Source organism: Ruegeria sp. YTSA219, from assembly GCF_059609985.1.
On the sequence record NZ_JBXWMT010000005.1, the window covers coordinates 151,072 to 165,170 of the forward strand.

Genomic DNA, 14,099 nt, shown 5'->3' on the forward strand with positions numbered 1-14,099 from the left:
GTTTTCTCCGACTGTTTTGCTGGCGCTTGCGTTGATGACCGTCATCGTGATGATGATCCTGCCCATGCCGTCCTGGGTTCTGGATGTCGGACTGGCCACGTCCTTCGCCCTGGCGATCCTGATTTTCACGCTGACCCTGTTCATCGAACGGCCGCTGGATTTCTCTTCCTTCCCGACCATCCTTCTGGGGTCTTTGATGCTCCGGCTGTCGTTGAACGTCTCATCGACCAAGCTGATTATCGGTCAGGGGCATACCGGCCCCAATGCCGCCGGCGATGTGATCGAGGGATTCGCAAGCTTCGTCATGGGCGGCAGCATATTCCTGGGCCTTGTCGTGTTCGGCGTCCTGTTGATCGTGAACTTTATGGTCATCAACAAAGGCGCGGCCCGCATGGCCGAAGTTGGTGCGCGATTTGCCCTGGATGGGATGCCCGGGAAACAGCTGGCCATCGACAGTGATATGTCCGCTGGCGCCATCGACCATCAAGAGGCCAAGGAGCGGCGCGAACGGGAACAACAGGAAACCACCTTTTTCGGCTCGCTCGACGGGGCGTCGAAATTCGTCAAAGGCGACGCAGTTGCCGGGCTTTTGATCACCCTGCTGAATCTGGTCATGGGGCTTGTCATGGGCGTGATCGTGCACGGGATGCCGGTGTCATCGGCGTTCGAAACCTACGCTATCCTGACGGTGGGCGATGGTCTGGTCTCGCAAATACCGGCCGTGATCATCTCGATCGCCTCCGCTTTGCTTTTGGCACGTGGCGGCACGCAGGGCGCAACTGACACCGCCATCCTCTCGCAACTGGGGCGCCACCCGGCCGCCCTTGGCACTGTTGCCGGTCTGATGGTGCTGTTCGCCCTGGTTCCGGGCTTGCCGTTTCTGCCCTTTATTCTGGGGGCCTGCGTTTTGGGCTACGCCGCCTATGCGGTGCACCGAAAACAGCACCAGCGAGAAACTCAGGCACAAACCGCGTCGACCGAGGCAGACGAAGCGGTATCACAAGCGATTGGCGATATTCTCGACCTCGATGATGTTCACCTGGAATTCGCACCGGATCTGGTCAGCATGGTCCTGAACCAGGGCACCGGACTGGATGCACGCATTGCGAATATGCGGACCTATGTCGCCTCGACCTTTGGATTGATCCTGCCCGATATCCGTCTGACCGACCGGGCCGAGCTGCCGATGGGAACATATGTCATCAAGGTACATGGGGTGGAACAGGCCCGTGGTGCCCTGAACCCCGATCTGATTCTGGCGCTGGTTCAGGACGGGCACGATCTTTTACCCGAGGGCAGGGATGTCACCGAACCCGTCTATGGTGCGCCTGCACGTTGGATCCTGCCCAAGGATCAAGAGGCCGCAGCCATGAGCGGCGCTACGATTGTCTCGCCCCCGGAAATACTGGCCACGCATCTGCTGGAAATCATCAAACAGAACTTCTCGCGTCTGTTGACGCTGAAGGCGCTACGCAAGCTGCTGTCCGAGATGACCCGGCTCAGCGACCCGGTTCGCGCCGAGGCAAACCGGAAAATGCTGGACGAGCTGATCCCCGACAAAGTTCCAATCGACACACTTCACGCCGTCCTGCGCCTGTTGCTGGACGAACGGGTTTCGATCCGCAATCTGGCGCTTATCCTCGAAAGCATCGCCGAGGCGCGCCTGACCACCACGCAACCCGAGGGGATTTGCGAACTGGTGCGGCAGCGACTTGGGTTCCAGCTTGTGGCTGACATGAAACGCGAAGACGGGTCGATCCCGCTGATCCAGCTTGCACCGGAATGGGAAGACACATTTGCCACCTATCAGGTCGATGCACCCAATGCAGGGCTGGATGTCGCCCTGCCACCGAACCTGTTCAACAAGCTTGCAGATGGCGTGGTGAACAGTGTCTCACATTCTGCTGACCATGGCATCTTTCCCGCCGTCGTGACCTCGACCCGGCGCCGCAGGCTGCTGCGTACGATCATGCATGCGCGCGGCGTGTCCAATCCGGTCCTGTCATTTGAGGAAATCGGGCTCGAGGCGCGGCCCGCACTTGTAGGCACGGTACCCGCATGATCGCCCTCCCACCCGAACTCTTGCCGCACCTGGGCTCTGGGGCCTGGCATTTCTTTGGTGTTTTCCTGCGCGTTTCGGCAATGGTATCCTTGATGCCTGCATTCGGAGAACGCAGCATCCCCACCCGTGTCAAACTTGGCACTGCCGTTGCCTTTACGTTGATCGTGGCGCCAGCAGTGCCGACAAAGGAATTCGATCCCGAATTCCTGTCCATGGTCCAGCGGATCGGAACCGAAGTTTTTGTCGGAATGGCGTTGGGGATGGCGCTGCGCATCTTTGTTCTGACCCTGCAAACGGCAGGATCCATTGCGGCACAGGCGACGTCACTCTCGCAAATTCTGGGTGGGGCCGCCGCCGATCCAGTTCCGGCCATGGGTTATCTGCTGACGCTGGCCGGGTTGGCCCTTGCTGTACTACTTGGCCTTCACATCCGTTTGGCAGAGTTCTTGATCCACAGCTACGATCTGTTTCCCACCGGAACCACACCTGCGGCGCCGGATTTGTCGCAATGGGGCGTGGAACGGGTCTCGTACAGTTTCAGCCTGGCATTCGCACTGGCGATGCCGTTTGTGATTGCCTCGCTGATCTACAACCTTGCGCTTGGTGTCATCAACCGCGCCATGCCACAGCTGATGGTGGCATTTGTCGGCGCCCCGGCCATCACATTTGCGGGGCTGTTCCTACTTTTCGCCGGCGCGCCTCTGATCCTGTCGGTCTGGTCCGATGCCCTGTTTGATTTCATGCAGAACCCGCTGAAAGATCCGAGATGAGCGGACAGGACGACGACAGCGACAAGTCATATGACCCGACGCCGCAAAAGCTTCTGAAGGCACGGGAAAAGGGTGAGGTCGCCAGGTCAAACGACCTGTCAGTTGTCGCGGCATATGTCGGGCTGCTGATCGGTTTGCTTTTCGCAGGCCAGATGGGCGTTCTGCATCTGGGCACCTTGTTTGTCGTCCTGATCGACCAATCCGATAAGATCAGCACCATGTTGACGGCTGGCCCGGCCGACGGCCTGGTGGGTGGGATGCTGGGCAAGGCCGCAATCTCAATGGCAACGATATTTGTTCTTCCCGCCACTGCGGTTTTGCTAAGCCTGATCGCCCAAAAGGCCCTGGTTTTTGCCCCCAGCAAGCCGCATCCCAAGCTGTCTCGAATTTCGATCCTCTCCAACGCCAAGAACAAATTCGGGCGCGGCGGTCTGTTCGAATTTGCCAAAAGCTTTGCGAAGCTGCTGATTTACTGCGTCTGCCTGTTAATGTTTCTGCGCGCCAACCTGCCCGAGATTCTGACCGCCAGCGCTGCGCCGCCGCAATCGTCGATCGTCTTGATGATGAATCTTTTATTCCGGTTCCTCTTCATCGTCGTCACCATCGCACTGGCCATCGGAGTCGTCGACTATATGTGGCAATACTCCGAACATATGCGCAAAAACCGGATGTCCCGCAAAGAAATTCAGGACGAGACCAAAGACGCCGAAGGCGACCCGCATGTCAAACAACAGCGCCGCCAGCGCGCGCAGGAAATTGCGGCAAATCAGATGATGGCGGATGTCCCAACTGCGGATGTAGTCATCGTGAACCCGACCCATTATGCGGTGGCTCTCAAATGGCAGCGGACGGCCGGCTCCGCACCGACATGCGTGGCGAAAGGTGTCGACCAGATTGCGGCCGCCATCCGCGCCTCTGCGGCCGAGGCCGGGGTTCCGATACACTCGGATCCCCCCACCGCACGGGCTCTCCATGCGACCGTCGAAATCGGGCATGAGATCGCCCCGGAACACTATCGCCCTGTCGCAGCCGCCATCCGCTTTGCCGAAGCCATGCGCAAACGCGCGAAGGACAGAATTTGATGCGGTTTACCGGACTTGCCGATCTGAAGCGTTTATCCGACGCGGCCTTCCAAAAAGAGCAACAGACCTTGCGCCCATATATCGAAGCCGAGGCCGAGATTTTGCAAAAACTGAGCCGATTGGACGCACAGCTTCAGCAGACCCGTCAAAACAGCGGCCAAGCTGATGGATATCAGGTCACCGGCACTGATGTTCTGTGGCGTGGATGGGAAGAGGCAACCCGACGAAAACTCAATACAGACCTTGCGCGCGTCCGAGCGCAAAAGCTAACCAAGATGCAAGCCTTGCGGAAAGCGTTCGGACGCAAACAGGCCCTAGGAAAGCTGATTGAAGAACAACAAAAGGCCCGCCGAGACATGCTTATGAAAAAGCGATCGCGGCAATAAGCGGGCCGAAACAGGCTTCAAGTATCCTGACGGTTAACACTCATGATCAGGACTTGCAGCACGTCATCACCCAAATCCTTCTTGGCGACCTGCAGCAAAGCCTTTCGGACCAAATCCAGATTGTCGGATTCCGTAAAGTTTCCGTTGAAACCACCGGTATTTGCGTGATCGAACAGTACCTGCAGAAACCCATCTCTCAACTTTGGCTCAAACTCATAAATCGTTTCAGCAACGCCGGGTTTGGTTTCCAGGCTCAGCGACATTGTGACCAACGCGGCAATCCGGTCGGACTTCACGACCGGGATCACAAACTGTTTCGTCATCTTCAGATATTCATACTTGCTGGCCGTATCCTTTTTGTCCGACTTGGTCTTAGTGGTCTTCTCCTTGGCTTTCTTGGGTTCGGCGGCAGCGGATTTATCCATGTCACCATCTTTGGTTTTTCCAGAAGGAGACATGGCAATTCCCGCACCAATTCCACCGCCCAGGCCAACAAGCAGAAACAATATAGGAAGTAGCTTTTTCATTGTTATACGACCTCAGAACGGCAAAACTGTATCGAGGACCTGCTGGCCGTAACGGGGCTGCTGCACATCCATGATCTGACCGCGGCCACCATAAGACACGCGCGCCGAAGCAATCTTGTCATAGGTGATTTCATTTTTCCGCGAGATATCCTGTGGCCTCACATATCCCGTGACCAATAGCTCTCGGAGTTCGAAATTCACGCGCAGCTCCTGCGAGCCCGATATGGCCAACACACCATTCGGCAAGGCGTCGATGACGGTCGCGGCGACTCTGAGTGTCAGCTTTTCCTTACGCTTGACCGAGCCCTTGCCTTTACTGACCGAGGATGAGTCGATCCCGACAGCTTCGTCCAGCGTCGCCCCATCGGGCAGCCGTTCCAATGCGCGCTGCGGCAGGCCGAACAGCTCTGGAACCTCAAGGCTTTCGGACCCGCTGCGCGAGCGGTTCGTATCGTTGGAAATCTCGGCTTTCTCGTCCAGCTCGATCACAACTGTCAGGATATCGCCCTTTTTGATCGCGCGCTGATCACCCAAAAGCGATTGCTGCCCCCCGCTCCACAGCGATGACCGATCCACATTGCGTTGCGGCTGCGTGTGCAACGGTAAACCCGGCCACAGCATGGCGACATGTTCAGCAGATTCGTCCGCGGGTGTGAAACTTGGCGGTTTTCCCAAATGATCCAGTCGACCACAGGCGGTCAGAGCCAGACATGCCATCATCAACAGTTTTAGTTTTCCGAACATCATTTTACCTCGATTTGACCGTTAGGCCGGATAAAGCCAACAACAGTTGTACGTGACGACAGATTCATGACCCGAATTCGGTCGCCGACAGCCCCGCGCCCCAGGGCACGGCCTTCGGCCTTGATCGAAAGGGGACGACGGTCAAAGACCAGAACCACCAGATCATTGCGGTCCACCAGCGCGGGCGGCCCGACATCTGCTGCGCGAACCGGGCGTCCGGGGTAAAGCGCGACGCGTGCTTCCTGACCGATCAAATCATCAGGGTTTGTAACCGCTCCGAGGACAACCTGATCTTTGATCTCAAGATCGGCGGCCGAGATCACCTCTTTGGCGCGTATGGTCCGGATCGGCACCACGATCTCAGCCAAGGCACAAAGCGGGCTGATCGTCACCAGTGCTATGAATAGGGCGCGCATCACCGCACCTGCGTTGTTGCGCCCATCATCTGATCGACGGCCGAGATGACCTTGGCGTTCATCTCATACCCTCGCTGGGCTTCGATCAGTTCGGTGACTTCGCGCACGGCATCTACCGAGCTGTCCTCGAGATATCCCTGACGCAATGTGCCCATCCCACCCTCGCCCGGAGTGCCGATAACAGGCGCGCCCGAGGCTTCGGTTTCTTTGAACAGGTTGCTGCCGATCGCCTCCAGCCCCTTGGCATTGGAAAAACTGGCCAGGGTGAATTCACCGAGCAACTGTCCTTCGGCCGTATCATCGAAATAGGCGTAGACCTCACCCGATGCATTGATCGAGATCGACCTTGCATCGTCTGGGATTGTGATCTCTGGCGCGACAGCGAAGCCATCTGAAGTGACGATCAACCCTTCGGCCGAGCGTTTCAGGCTGCCGTCACGGGTAAAGCCAGACTGACCGCTGGGCAACGTCACCTCAAGATAGCCGCGCCCTTCGATTGCGACATCCAAATCGCTGCCAGTGGCCGCCAACGCACCCTGTGCCAGTTGCACGGTGACCGCAGCCGGGCGCACCCCCAGACCCAGTTGTATACCTGTGGGCAAGACGGTGCCGTCATTGGCATTCACCGTCCCCGCGCGCGCCATTTGTTGATAGTGCAGGTCTGCAAACTCAGCGCGGCGCGCGTTGTAGCCTGTGGTATTCATATTCGCCAGGTTGTTCGAGATCGTCTCAACCCGCATCTGCTGAGCGGTCATGCCTGTCGCTGCGATTTTCAGTGCCCGCATATCAATTCCTCCGTTATCAAATCAGCGCATCAGCGCCTTTAGCGCCCCACGCACACGTTCGTCTTCGGTTTCAAGAAAGCTCTGCCCCAACTCATAGGCGCGCTGGATTTCGATCATCCGGGTGACCTGTTCGATCGCGTTCACGTTCGATCCTTCGAGGAATCGGTGCACAATGACCGGCTCCTCCACGGGTTCAATCGCTGCATCTGACCGAAATTGCGTGCTGCCTTCGCGCACCAGGCTCGTGGGATCAGCAACGCGGTAGACGCCGATCTGTCCCAGAACCTGCCCTTCAATACTGAGCGTGCCGTCGCTGCCGACATCAATCGACGCGGCATCCGGCGGAATGAAAACAGGGGCGCCGTTGCTGTCCAGAACCCGGTACCCATCCATGGTAACCAGATCACCCTCGGCACTGGGTGAAAACGCACCCGCCCGTGTCAGCCGGTTGCCGCTGGGGGTTTCGATCATGAAAAACCCGTCGCCTTCGATGGCGAAATCAAATTGCCCGCCGGTTTCGGTCAGAACGCCTTGTTGCAACGAGGTATTGCGCGCCTCTGCCCGCACCATGGACAAGGACGGATTGCCCGGCGAGGCTTTCACGAACTCGGAAAACACCAAGCCCTGCTGGCGGTACCCCGTGGTATTGGCGTTGGCGATATTGTTCGCCACCAGCCGCATTTCATTCATCAGCCCCGATTGGCGGGACAAGGTGGTATATGAGGTATCCATCAGCGGCCTCCGGCGATCAGTGGGATGAGGGTTGAGGTGAAGAACGTCACCAGCGTCTGGGTCATGAACCCCATCGAAATCCAGAAAACGATCACAATGGCGATCAGCTTAGGCACAAAGGTCAGCGTCATTTCCTGAACCGAGGTCAGCGCCTGGAACAGACCCACAACCAGACCCGAGACCAGTGCCACCGCCAGGATCGGGACGGATGTGATCACCGCGACCCAAAGCGCCTGGCGGACAATGTCATAATAGAGACCTTCGCTGAGCATCGATCAGACCGGCATCCGCAGGATTTCCTGATAGGCCTCGACCACTTTGTTGCGCACGATGACGGCGGTTTCGACGGCCAGTTCGGTCTGCGCCAACGCCTGAACCAGCGCGTGCGGATCGGCCTGGCCGGTCATCGCCGCGCCGGACATCTGCTCGGACTGTTTCAATGTTGCGGCAAAGTCCTGAAAGGTTGAGCGCAACCCCTGTGCCATTCCGGCAAGGTCGGGGACGGGCTGCGTAGCGGGCCGCGCTACGGCATAGCTCTGCGCGGCGGTCAGGGATCGGATATCCATTCTGGTGTCCTTTATTTTCTGAGAAGTTCCATAAGGCTCGACGACATTTGTCGTGTCTGGTCGAACATCTTGAGATTGGCTTCGTAGCTGCGCTGCGCTTCACGCGCGTCAGCGATTTCGATCATCAAATCGACATTGGACCCGCGATAATGGCCGGTCTCATCGGCCAACGCATGGCCGGGGTCATAGATGCGCGACAGGTCGCGACGATCAAGCTTAACGCGCCCGGTCTCGACCATTTGCGCACCATCTTTGCTGACCGCTTCAAACGGCACGGTTTTGCGCCGATATCCCGGCGTATCCGCATTCGAGATGTTTTCGGAGACGTGCCGCAAACGGGCCGCCTGCGCGCGCAGGGCGCTGGTCGAGGCGGAAAGGGAATTGGAAAAATCGCTCATCTCTCAGCCCTCCTCACACGCGACCAAGGCTGGTACGCAGGATGCCAATCGAGGATTTATAGATCGCCAACGCGCGGTCATGTTGACGCTTGACCTCGACCGCTTTGAGCATTTCTTCCTCAAGAGAAACACCATTTCCGTTGGGATCGCCCGAGGGTGCGGCATCGAACTCGGCCCAGGGTTGGGCTGCGGCGGCGCCGTTCAGATGCCTGGCCCGCGTGGCGGTCATCGCAACCTCACGCCCGGAACTTTCGAAAGCTTTCTGAAAGGTCTCGATATCGCGGGGCTGATAACCCGGCGTATCCGCATTTGCCATGTTTCGCGCAATGACAGACTGCCGTTGCCCGGCATGGGTTGCCATTGCGTACGCTGTCTTAAAGACGTTCAGGTCAGAGAACATCGGGGCTTCTCCCTCGATCAATTTCAATCAAGGCTTAACCCCGATTCCTTTAGAAACCGTTTTCAGAAACCCGTTGGAGAACCCACGATGACCAATCTCGACCCGATGCTTCTGAAATGCGAATTCGACCGTCTGTCTGCCATGCGCCATATGGGCCGCGTGGCCAGTGTTGGGCGCGGCGTCATAGAAATAGAGGGGTTGGAGTACGTTGCCCGCATCGGCGACAACCTGACCCTGCGGCGGCGCAGCGGCCCGGATCTGGCGGGTGAAGTTCTGCATGTCGAATCGGATCTGATCCACATGTTACCCGCCGCTGCACCCGATGGGGTTTGCTTGGGTGATCGGGTGATTCTAAATCAGACACCGGCATTTTCCCCCGGACTGCACTGGCTGGGTCGGGTCATTGATCCCTTCGGCAAACCGCTGGACGGCAAGCCGTTGCTGTCGGGCACTCAGGAAAGAGATATCCTGCAAAATCCGCCACCTGCCGTTGTCCGCAAACCGCTGGGCGCACGGATGGAAACCGGGCTGAGCATTATGAACACCATGTTACCTGTGGTGCAGGGGCAGCGTATCGGCCTGTTCGCCGGGTCAGGGGTCGGCAAGTCGACCCTGTTGGCGACCCTGGCGCGGTCGATGCAGGCAGACGCGGTTGTGGTCGCTCTGGTCGGCGAACGGGGTCGTGAGGTCAATGAGTTCGTTGAACATGCGCTTGGGGCCGAGGGGTTGGCACGATCTGTGGTTGTGGCGGCAACCTCGGATCAGTCAGCGCTGGCCCGCAGGCGCTGTGCATGGTCGGCACTTTCAGTCGCGGAATTCCTGCGGGATCAGGGGCTGAACGTCCTGTTTCTGGCCGATTCGGTCACCCGCTTTGCCGAGGCGCACCGCGAAATCGCCGTTGCGATGGGTGAGGCCCCCTCTTTGCGCGGGTTCCCACCTTCGGTCACGCCCTTGATCGCTGGTCTTTGCGAACGAACCGGGCCGGGCACGGCTGATCAGGGTGATATCACAGCAGTTTTCAGCGTTCTGGTTGCGGGCTCGGACATGGATGAACCGATAGCGGACATTCTGCGTGGCGTTCTGGACGGGCATATCGTCCTGAGCCGCGAAATCGCCGAGCGCGGCCGTTTCCCCGCCATTGACCTCAGCCGGTCGGTTTCACGCAGCCTGCCCGCGGCTGCCTCGGATGCGGAAAACCGGATGATCTCGGAAACCCGCAAGCTGGTTGGCAGTTACGAGCAATCCGAGGTTATGATCAAAGCCGGGCTTTATGCCGAAGGGGCAGACCCGTTATTGGATCAGGCAGTCCGGGTTCATGATGAGCTTGATGGTTTTTTCGGCAAGGCCGAACCGGACGGAATCAGCAACAGTTTCAACCACCTGCAACTGATTCTGCGACGCGCCGGGGCCGCGCTTCCGCAGTAAGGAATTCAAGACAGTTTTAAGTGTTAAGCCCACCTTAAGACCTGCCCGGCTACCCCTGTAACTGGGTGAAAAAAAGGTGGTGGAGATGGGTGCGCAATCCAATGTGGCGCCAATCATCATCAAGAAGAAACGTGTGTCAGGTGGCGGTGGTCACCACGGTGGCGCGTGGAAAGTCGCATATGCCGACTTTGTCACGGCCATGATGGCGTTCTTCATGTTGATGTGGCTGCTGAATGCAACAACGGAACAGCAACGCAAAGGGCTTGCGGATTATTTTTCGCCGACCATTCCCATAAACCCGGTTTCGGGTGGCGGCGATGGGGCCTTTGGCGGCAATAACATGTTCTCCGAGGAAACTCTGGTCATGGACGGCACCGGCGCCAGCAAACGCAGCCCGACGCCCGCGCGACAAGCACGTGGATCGGTTGGCGTCAGCTCGGACGGCGGCGGAAAAGAAACGGTCGAAGACTTTTCCTCACTGGAATCAGAGCTTATGGGGCGAACCGGCGAAAGCATGGTGTCCGACAAGGTCCTCAAACATATCGTCACCCGCGTGACGGATGAGGGTCTGGTGATCGAACTCTTTGCCACCAAGGATCAACCTCTGTTCGAATCAGGGACGAACCAACCAACCAATATGCTGCGTGCTCTGACATTGTTGGTGGCCCGATCCTCTGATCTGGTGACAAATGACATGGCGGTCGGAGGGCATGTCGGTTCCTCGCCGGTGGTTCTGGCCAAAAACCCGGCCTGGGATTTGTCTACCTCGCGCGCTCAGCAAGTTCGCCAAATGCTGCAAGACAAGGGTGTTGCGCCGCTCAGGTTGGACCGCGTAACCGGCCATGCCGACCGAAAATTGTCGGATGAAAACCCGATGGCCGCACGCAACAACAGGATCGAGATCATCTTTCTGCGCGGCACCTGAGAATAAAAGGATAGACGGCATTTTACCTGTTAGCGCGCTGTTAAGGCCCAGCGCGTTAGCTGTTGCATCAAGATTTGACGCAACAGAAGGGCGTGCCAATGACAATTTCCTCTTCGCTGAACGCTGGCGTGGCCGCATTGAAGGCCAACGCAAACCGGCTGGCGACGATCTCGGACAATATCGCGAATTCATCAACCTTCGGGTATAAACGGGTGGAAACTGATTTCCATTCTATGGTCACCTCCGGCCAGGGCGGCAGCTATTCCGCTGGGGGCGTTCGCACCACCAGCCAACGCCTGATCGACCAGCGCGGTTCGCTGGTGACAACCAACAACTCCACCGACCTTGCGGTGCGTGGGCGCGGCATGATGCCGGTACGACCAAGTTCTCAGATCGCGGCCGGTTCGAATGAGATGTTGCTGACCACGACAGGGTCGTTCCGCACCAATGAAGAAGGATATCTGGTCACCGAATCAGGGCTTGTTCTGCTGGGTTGGCGTGCGAATGCGGATGGAACCATCCCTGCGGTTCCACGTGACACGCCTGCTGCGCTTGAACCCATTCAGCTCAGTGTTAATCAACTGTCGGGCGCGCCCACGACGCAGATGAATCTGCGCATGAACCTGCCCGCGACCGCTACGGATGCGGGTTCCCCTGGCGACATGCAGCCCTTGTCCGTTGAATATTTCGACAATCTGGGAAAATCCGAAAGCGTTGATATCGAACTTGTCCCTACAGTGCCGGCCACCGGCAGCAGTAACGAATGGACGATGATCATGCGCGATTCAGCCTCGGGCGGCGCCATTATCGGTGAATACACCCTGACCTTCACCGATAGCCGAACTGCGGGTGGCACGCTGGCCAGCGTAACTGCGGTCACCGGCGGTGCATATGACCCAGCTACCGGCAGCGTTATGGTGAACGTGGCCGGCGGCCCGATGGAGATCAATATAGGGGAAATCGGGGATGCCGACGGAATCACGCAACTGTCCGATACATTTGCACCAGTTTCGATCACGCGCGACGGTTCGGCGGTCGGCACCATGACCAGCGTTCAGGTTGACGAAAACGGGTATGTTTATGCGTTCTACGATACCGGCGTCAGCCGACGCATGTACCAAATCCCATTGGCGGATGTTCCGAACCCAAATGGACTGACCGCGCTGGACAGCCAGACCTATGCACCATCCCGGGAAAGCGGGACGTTCTTTCTGTGGAATGCGGGGGACGGGCCAACCGGCGACCTGGTTTCTTTTGCGCGCGAAGAATCCACTACCGATGTGGCGACCGAGCTGACCTCGATGATCCAGACACAGCGGGCTTACTCTTCCAGCGCAAAGGTTATCCAAACGGTGGATGAGATGCTTCAGGAAACAACCAATATCAAACGCTGATCAGGGTTTTGATTCAGGAAAGGGACCTGCAGAATGAATATGTCCACAGCATTGAACAACGCGTTGGGCGGCCTGACCGCCGCCAGTCGCGGTGCGGCGGTTGTGTCCGAAAATATCGCAAACGCATTGACGCCCGGCTACGCGCGCAGGTCTCTGGAACTGGCAACCAACACGATTTCCGGTCACGGCGTGCGTACCGTAGGTGTCATTCGTCATCAGGATCCCGTCCTCATGTCCAACCGTCGGGCCACGGATGCCGATCTGGCCTTTCACACCGCCATTTCGGACTTTCACACAAGGTTGGAATCTTTGGTAGGGTCCGCCGATGATCCCGCATCGCTTTCGGTTCGGCTGGCTGATTTCGACAGCAGCCTGTTAACAGCGGCAAGCCTGCCGGATTCCAGTGAACGACTGGACCAGGTCGCGCGCACGGCTCAGGATCTGGCACGCGGTCTGAACGAAGCCTCTGAAGGGTTGCGTCAGATGCGATCCAACGCGGACCGGTCCATCGGCAAACAGGTCGACACCCTGAATCAGACCCTCAAGGATATTGAAGAGCTGAATGCCAAGATCCCGGCCATTAAGTATTCCGGCGCCGATATTGGTGGGCTACTGGATCAACGACAGGTCCTGATTGATCAGGTCAACGAACTGGTTCCTGTAAATGTGATTCAAAGGGACAATGATCAGGTCTCGCTTTATTCTGATGGCGGCTTGATATTGCTGGAAAACACTGCGGCCGAGTTCTCCTTTTCGACAACCGGCGACACCAAGCCCCATATGACCCTGGCAAACGGGTTGTTGTCCGGGCTTGAGATGAACGGAAACCCTGTCCGTACCAGTGGCGATTTCGCCCAAATTCGCGGCGGTGCATTGATGGCCCAATTCCAGATTCGGGATGAAATCGCGGTTGAGGCTCAGGTCGATCTGGATGCCGTTGCGCGCGATCTTATCGAAAGGTTCGAAACGCCGGCGCTGGATCCGACCGCGCTGGCCACGGATCCGGGCGTGTTTACCGATGATGGCAACCGGTTTGATCCGGCATCGGTGACGGGATTGGCCTCTCGCATCAGTCTGAATGCAATCATTGACCCGGACGCCGGAGGAGAGAGCTGGAAACTACGGGCCGGGCTGGGTGCGGCCACACCCGGCAGCGCCGGAGATGCCAGCCAACTGCGCGCCTTCAGCTCAATTCTGAACGACGAGCGCCCTGTTGCAGGCTCGGTTTTCGCGGCCGGAAACATGCGCGCCGCAGACATCTCCGAGGAGCTGTTGTCACGGATTGGGTCGGACGCAAATGTGGCCGATGGGCGGCGGGTGTTTGCAAACAGCGCCAATCTGGAAATGACGGCCATTGAGGCCGAACAGGGCGTCGATACCGATCAGGAATTGCAGCGGCTAATGCAAATCGAACAAGCCTATGCGGCAAATGCCAGACTGGTTTCGGTCGTCGATGAACTTATGGATACGTTGTTGAGGCTGTGATG

At 58.0% G+C, this 14,099-nt stretch carries 17 protein-coding genes; 8 read left to right on the forward strand and 9 right to left on the reverse strand.

The window, feature by feature from the left end; all coding sequences use genetic code 11:
* Positions 1 to 34: 34 nt before the first annotated feature.
* From flhA to AC2FFB_RS09690, 4 genes are read left to right on the forward strand one after another with little or no spacing between them, the layout of a single operon-like run.
* The gene (gene flhA / locus AC2FFB_RS09675; RefSeq protein WP_496689896.1) at positions 35 to 2,062 is read left to right on the forward strand and encodes a flagellar biosynthesis protein FlhA; all 2,028 of its coding nucleotides are present in this window, start codon (positions 35 to 37) and stop codon (positions 2,060 to 2,062) included.
* Positions 2,059 to 2,832: a flagellar biosynthetic protein FliR gene (locus tag AC2FFB_RS09680; RefSeq protein WP_496874842.1), complete on the forward strand. Its 774-nt coding sequence runs from the start codon at positions 2,059 to 2,061 to the stop codon at positions 2,830 to 2,832. Before flhA ends, AC2FFB_RS09680 begins: the two co-directional genes overlap by 4 nt.
* On the forward strand, positions 2,829 to 3,914 hold the full coding sequence (flhB, locus tag AC2FFB_RS09685; protein ID WP_496874843.1) for a flagellar type III secretion system protein FlhB: 1,086 nt from the start codon (positions 2,829 to 2,831) through the stop codon (positions 3,912 to 3,914). The genes AC2FFB_RS09680 and flhB overlap by 4 nt, the downstream gene beginning before the upstream one ends.
* A complete protein-coding gene (locus AC2FFB_RS09690) occupies positions 3,914 to 4,300 on the forward strand; it encodes a hypothetical protein (RefSeq protein ID WP_281995582.1) in 387 nt (128 codons plus the stop codon). Before flhB ends, AC2FFB_RS09690 begins: the two co-directional genes overlap by 1 nt.
* A 17-nt stretch (positions 4,301 to 4,317) precedes the next feature.
* Here AC2FFB_RS09690 and AC2FFB_RS09695 read toward each other — a convergent pair whose 3' ends face one another.
* Genes AC2FFB_RS09695 through AC2FFB_RS09735 form a run of 9 tightly spaced genes read right to left on the reverse strand, consistent with a single transcriptional unit; the run spans position 4,318 to position 8,868 of the window.
* Positions 4,318 to 4,827 (reverse strand): flagellar basal body-associated protein FliL, encoded by a 510-nt coding sequence (locus tag AC2FFB_RS09695; RefSeq protein WP_496874844.1) that lies wholly within the window; start codon positions 4,825 to 4,827, stop codon positions 4,318 to 4,320.
* 12 nt (positions 4,828 to 4,839) lie between these two features.
* Entirely contained in the window at positions 4,840 to 5,571 is a 732-nt protein-coding gene (gene flgH, locus AC2FFB_RS09700) for a flagellar basal body L-ring protein FlgH (protein WP_496874845.1), read from the reverse strand.
* Complete coding sequence (gene flgA / locus AC2FFB_RS09705; protein WP_281995580.1) at positions 5,571 to 5,987, reverse strand: flagellar basal body P-ring formation chaperone FlgA; 417 nt, start codon at positions 5,985 to 5,987, stop codon at positions 5,571 to 5,573. The genes flgH and flgA overlap by 1 nt, the downstream gene beginning before the upstream one ends.
* Positions 5,987 to 6,772, reverse strand: coding sequence for a flagellar basal-body rod protein FlgG (gene flgG, locus AC2FFB_RS09710; protein WP_142638319.1), 786 nt, complete (start codon positions 6,770 to 6,772; stop codon positions 5,987 to 5,989). The genes flgA and flgG overlap by 1 nt, the downstream gene beginning before the upstream one ends.
* A 21-nt stretch (positions 6,773 to 6,793) precedes the next feature.
* Positions 6,794 to 7,504, reverse strand: coding sequence for a flagellar hook-basal body complex protein (locus AC2FFB_RS09715; RefSeq protein WP_281973568.1), 711 nt, complete (start codon positions 7,502 to 7,504; stop codon positions 6,794 to 6,796).
* Entirely contained in the window at positions 7,504 to 7,776 is a 273-nt protein-coding gene (locus tag AC2FFB_RS09720) for a flagellar biosynthetic protein FliQ (protein WP_142638323.1), read from the reverse strand. The genes AC2FFB_RS09715 and AC2FFB_RS09720 overlap by 1 nt, the downstream gene beginning before the upstream one ends.
* Before the next feature lie 3 nt (positions 7,777 to 7,779).
* Positions 7,780 to 8,070, reverse strand: coding sequence for a flagellar hook-basal body complex protein FliE (gene fliE / locus AC2FFB_RS09725; RefSeq protein WP_496874846.1), 291 nt, complete (start codon positions 8,068 to 8,070; stop codon positions 7,780 to 7,782).
* A gap of 11 nt (positions 8,071 to 8,081) precedes the next feature.
* Entirely contained in the window at positions 8,082 to 8,468 is a 387-nt protein-coding gene (gene flgC, locus AC2FFB_RS09730; RefSeq protein ID WP_496729191.1) for a flagellar basal body rod protein FlgC, read from the reverse strand.
* A 13-nt stretch (positions 8,469 to 8,481) separates the two neighbouring features.
* A complete protein-coding gene (locus AC2FFB_RS09735; RefSeq protein ID WP_496874847.1) occupies positions 8,482 to 8,868 on the reverse strand; it encodes a FlgB family protein in 387 nt (128 codons plus the stop codon).
* An 87-nt stretch (positions 8,869 to 8,955) separates the two neighbouring features.
* Between AC2FFB_RS09735 and AC2FFB_RS09740 the strand changes: the two genes are divergently transcribed.
* The 4 genes from AC2FFB_RS09740 to flgK all read left to right on the forward strand — a co-directional run bounded on the left by AC2FFB_RS09740 (position 8,956) and on the right by flgK (position 14,097).
* The gene (locus AC2FFB_RS09740) at positions 8,956 to 10,293 is read left to right on the forward strand and encodes a FliI/YscN family ATPase (protein ID WP_496874848.1); all 1,338 of its coding nucleotides are present in this window, start codon (positions 8,956 to 8,958) and stop codon (positions 10,291 to 10,293) included.
* An 85-nt stretch (positions 10,294 to 10,378) separates the two neighbouring features.
* Complete coding sequence (locus AC2FFB_RS09745) at positions 10,379 to 11,218, forward strand: flagellar motor protein MotB (protein WP_496874849.1); 840 nt, start codon at positions 10,379 to 10,381, stop codon at positions 11,216 to 11,218.
* A 98-nt stretch (positions 11,219 to 11,316) separates the two neighbouring features.
* The gene (locus AC2FFB_RS09750) at positions 11,317 to 12,612 is read left to right on the forward strand and encodes a flagellar hook protein FlgE (RefSeq protein ID WP_496694089.1); all 1,296 of its coding nucleotides are present in this window, start codon (positions 11,317 to 11,319) and stop codon (positions 12,610 to 12,612) included.
* Positions 12,613 to 12,645: 33 nt separating this feature from the next.
* Positions 12,646 to 14,097, forward strand: coding sequence for a flagellar hook-associated protein FlgK (flgK, locus tag AC2FFB_RS09755; RefSeq protein WP_496874850.1), 1,452 nt, complete (start codon positions 12,646 to 12,648; stop codon positions 14,095 to 14,097).
* Positions 14,098 to 14,099 lie beyond the last annotated feature (2 nt).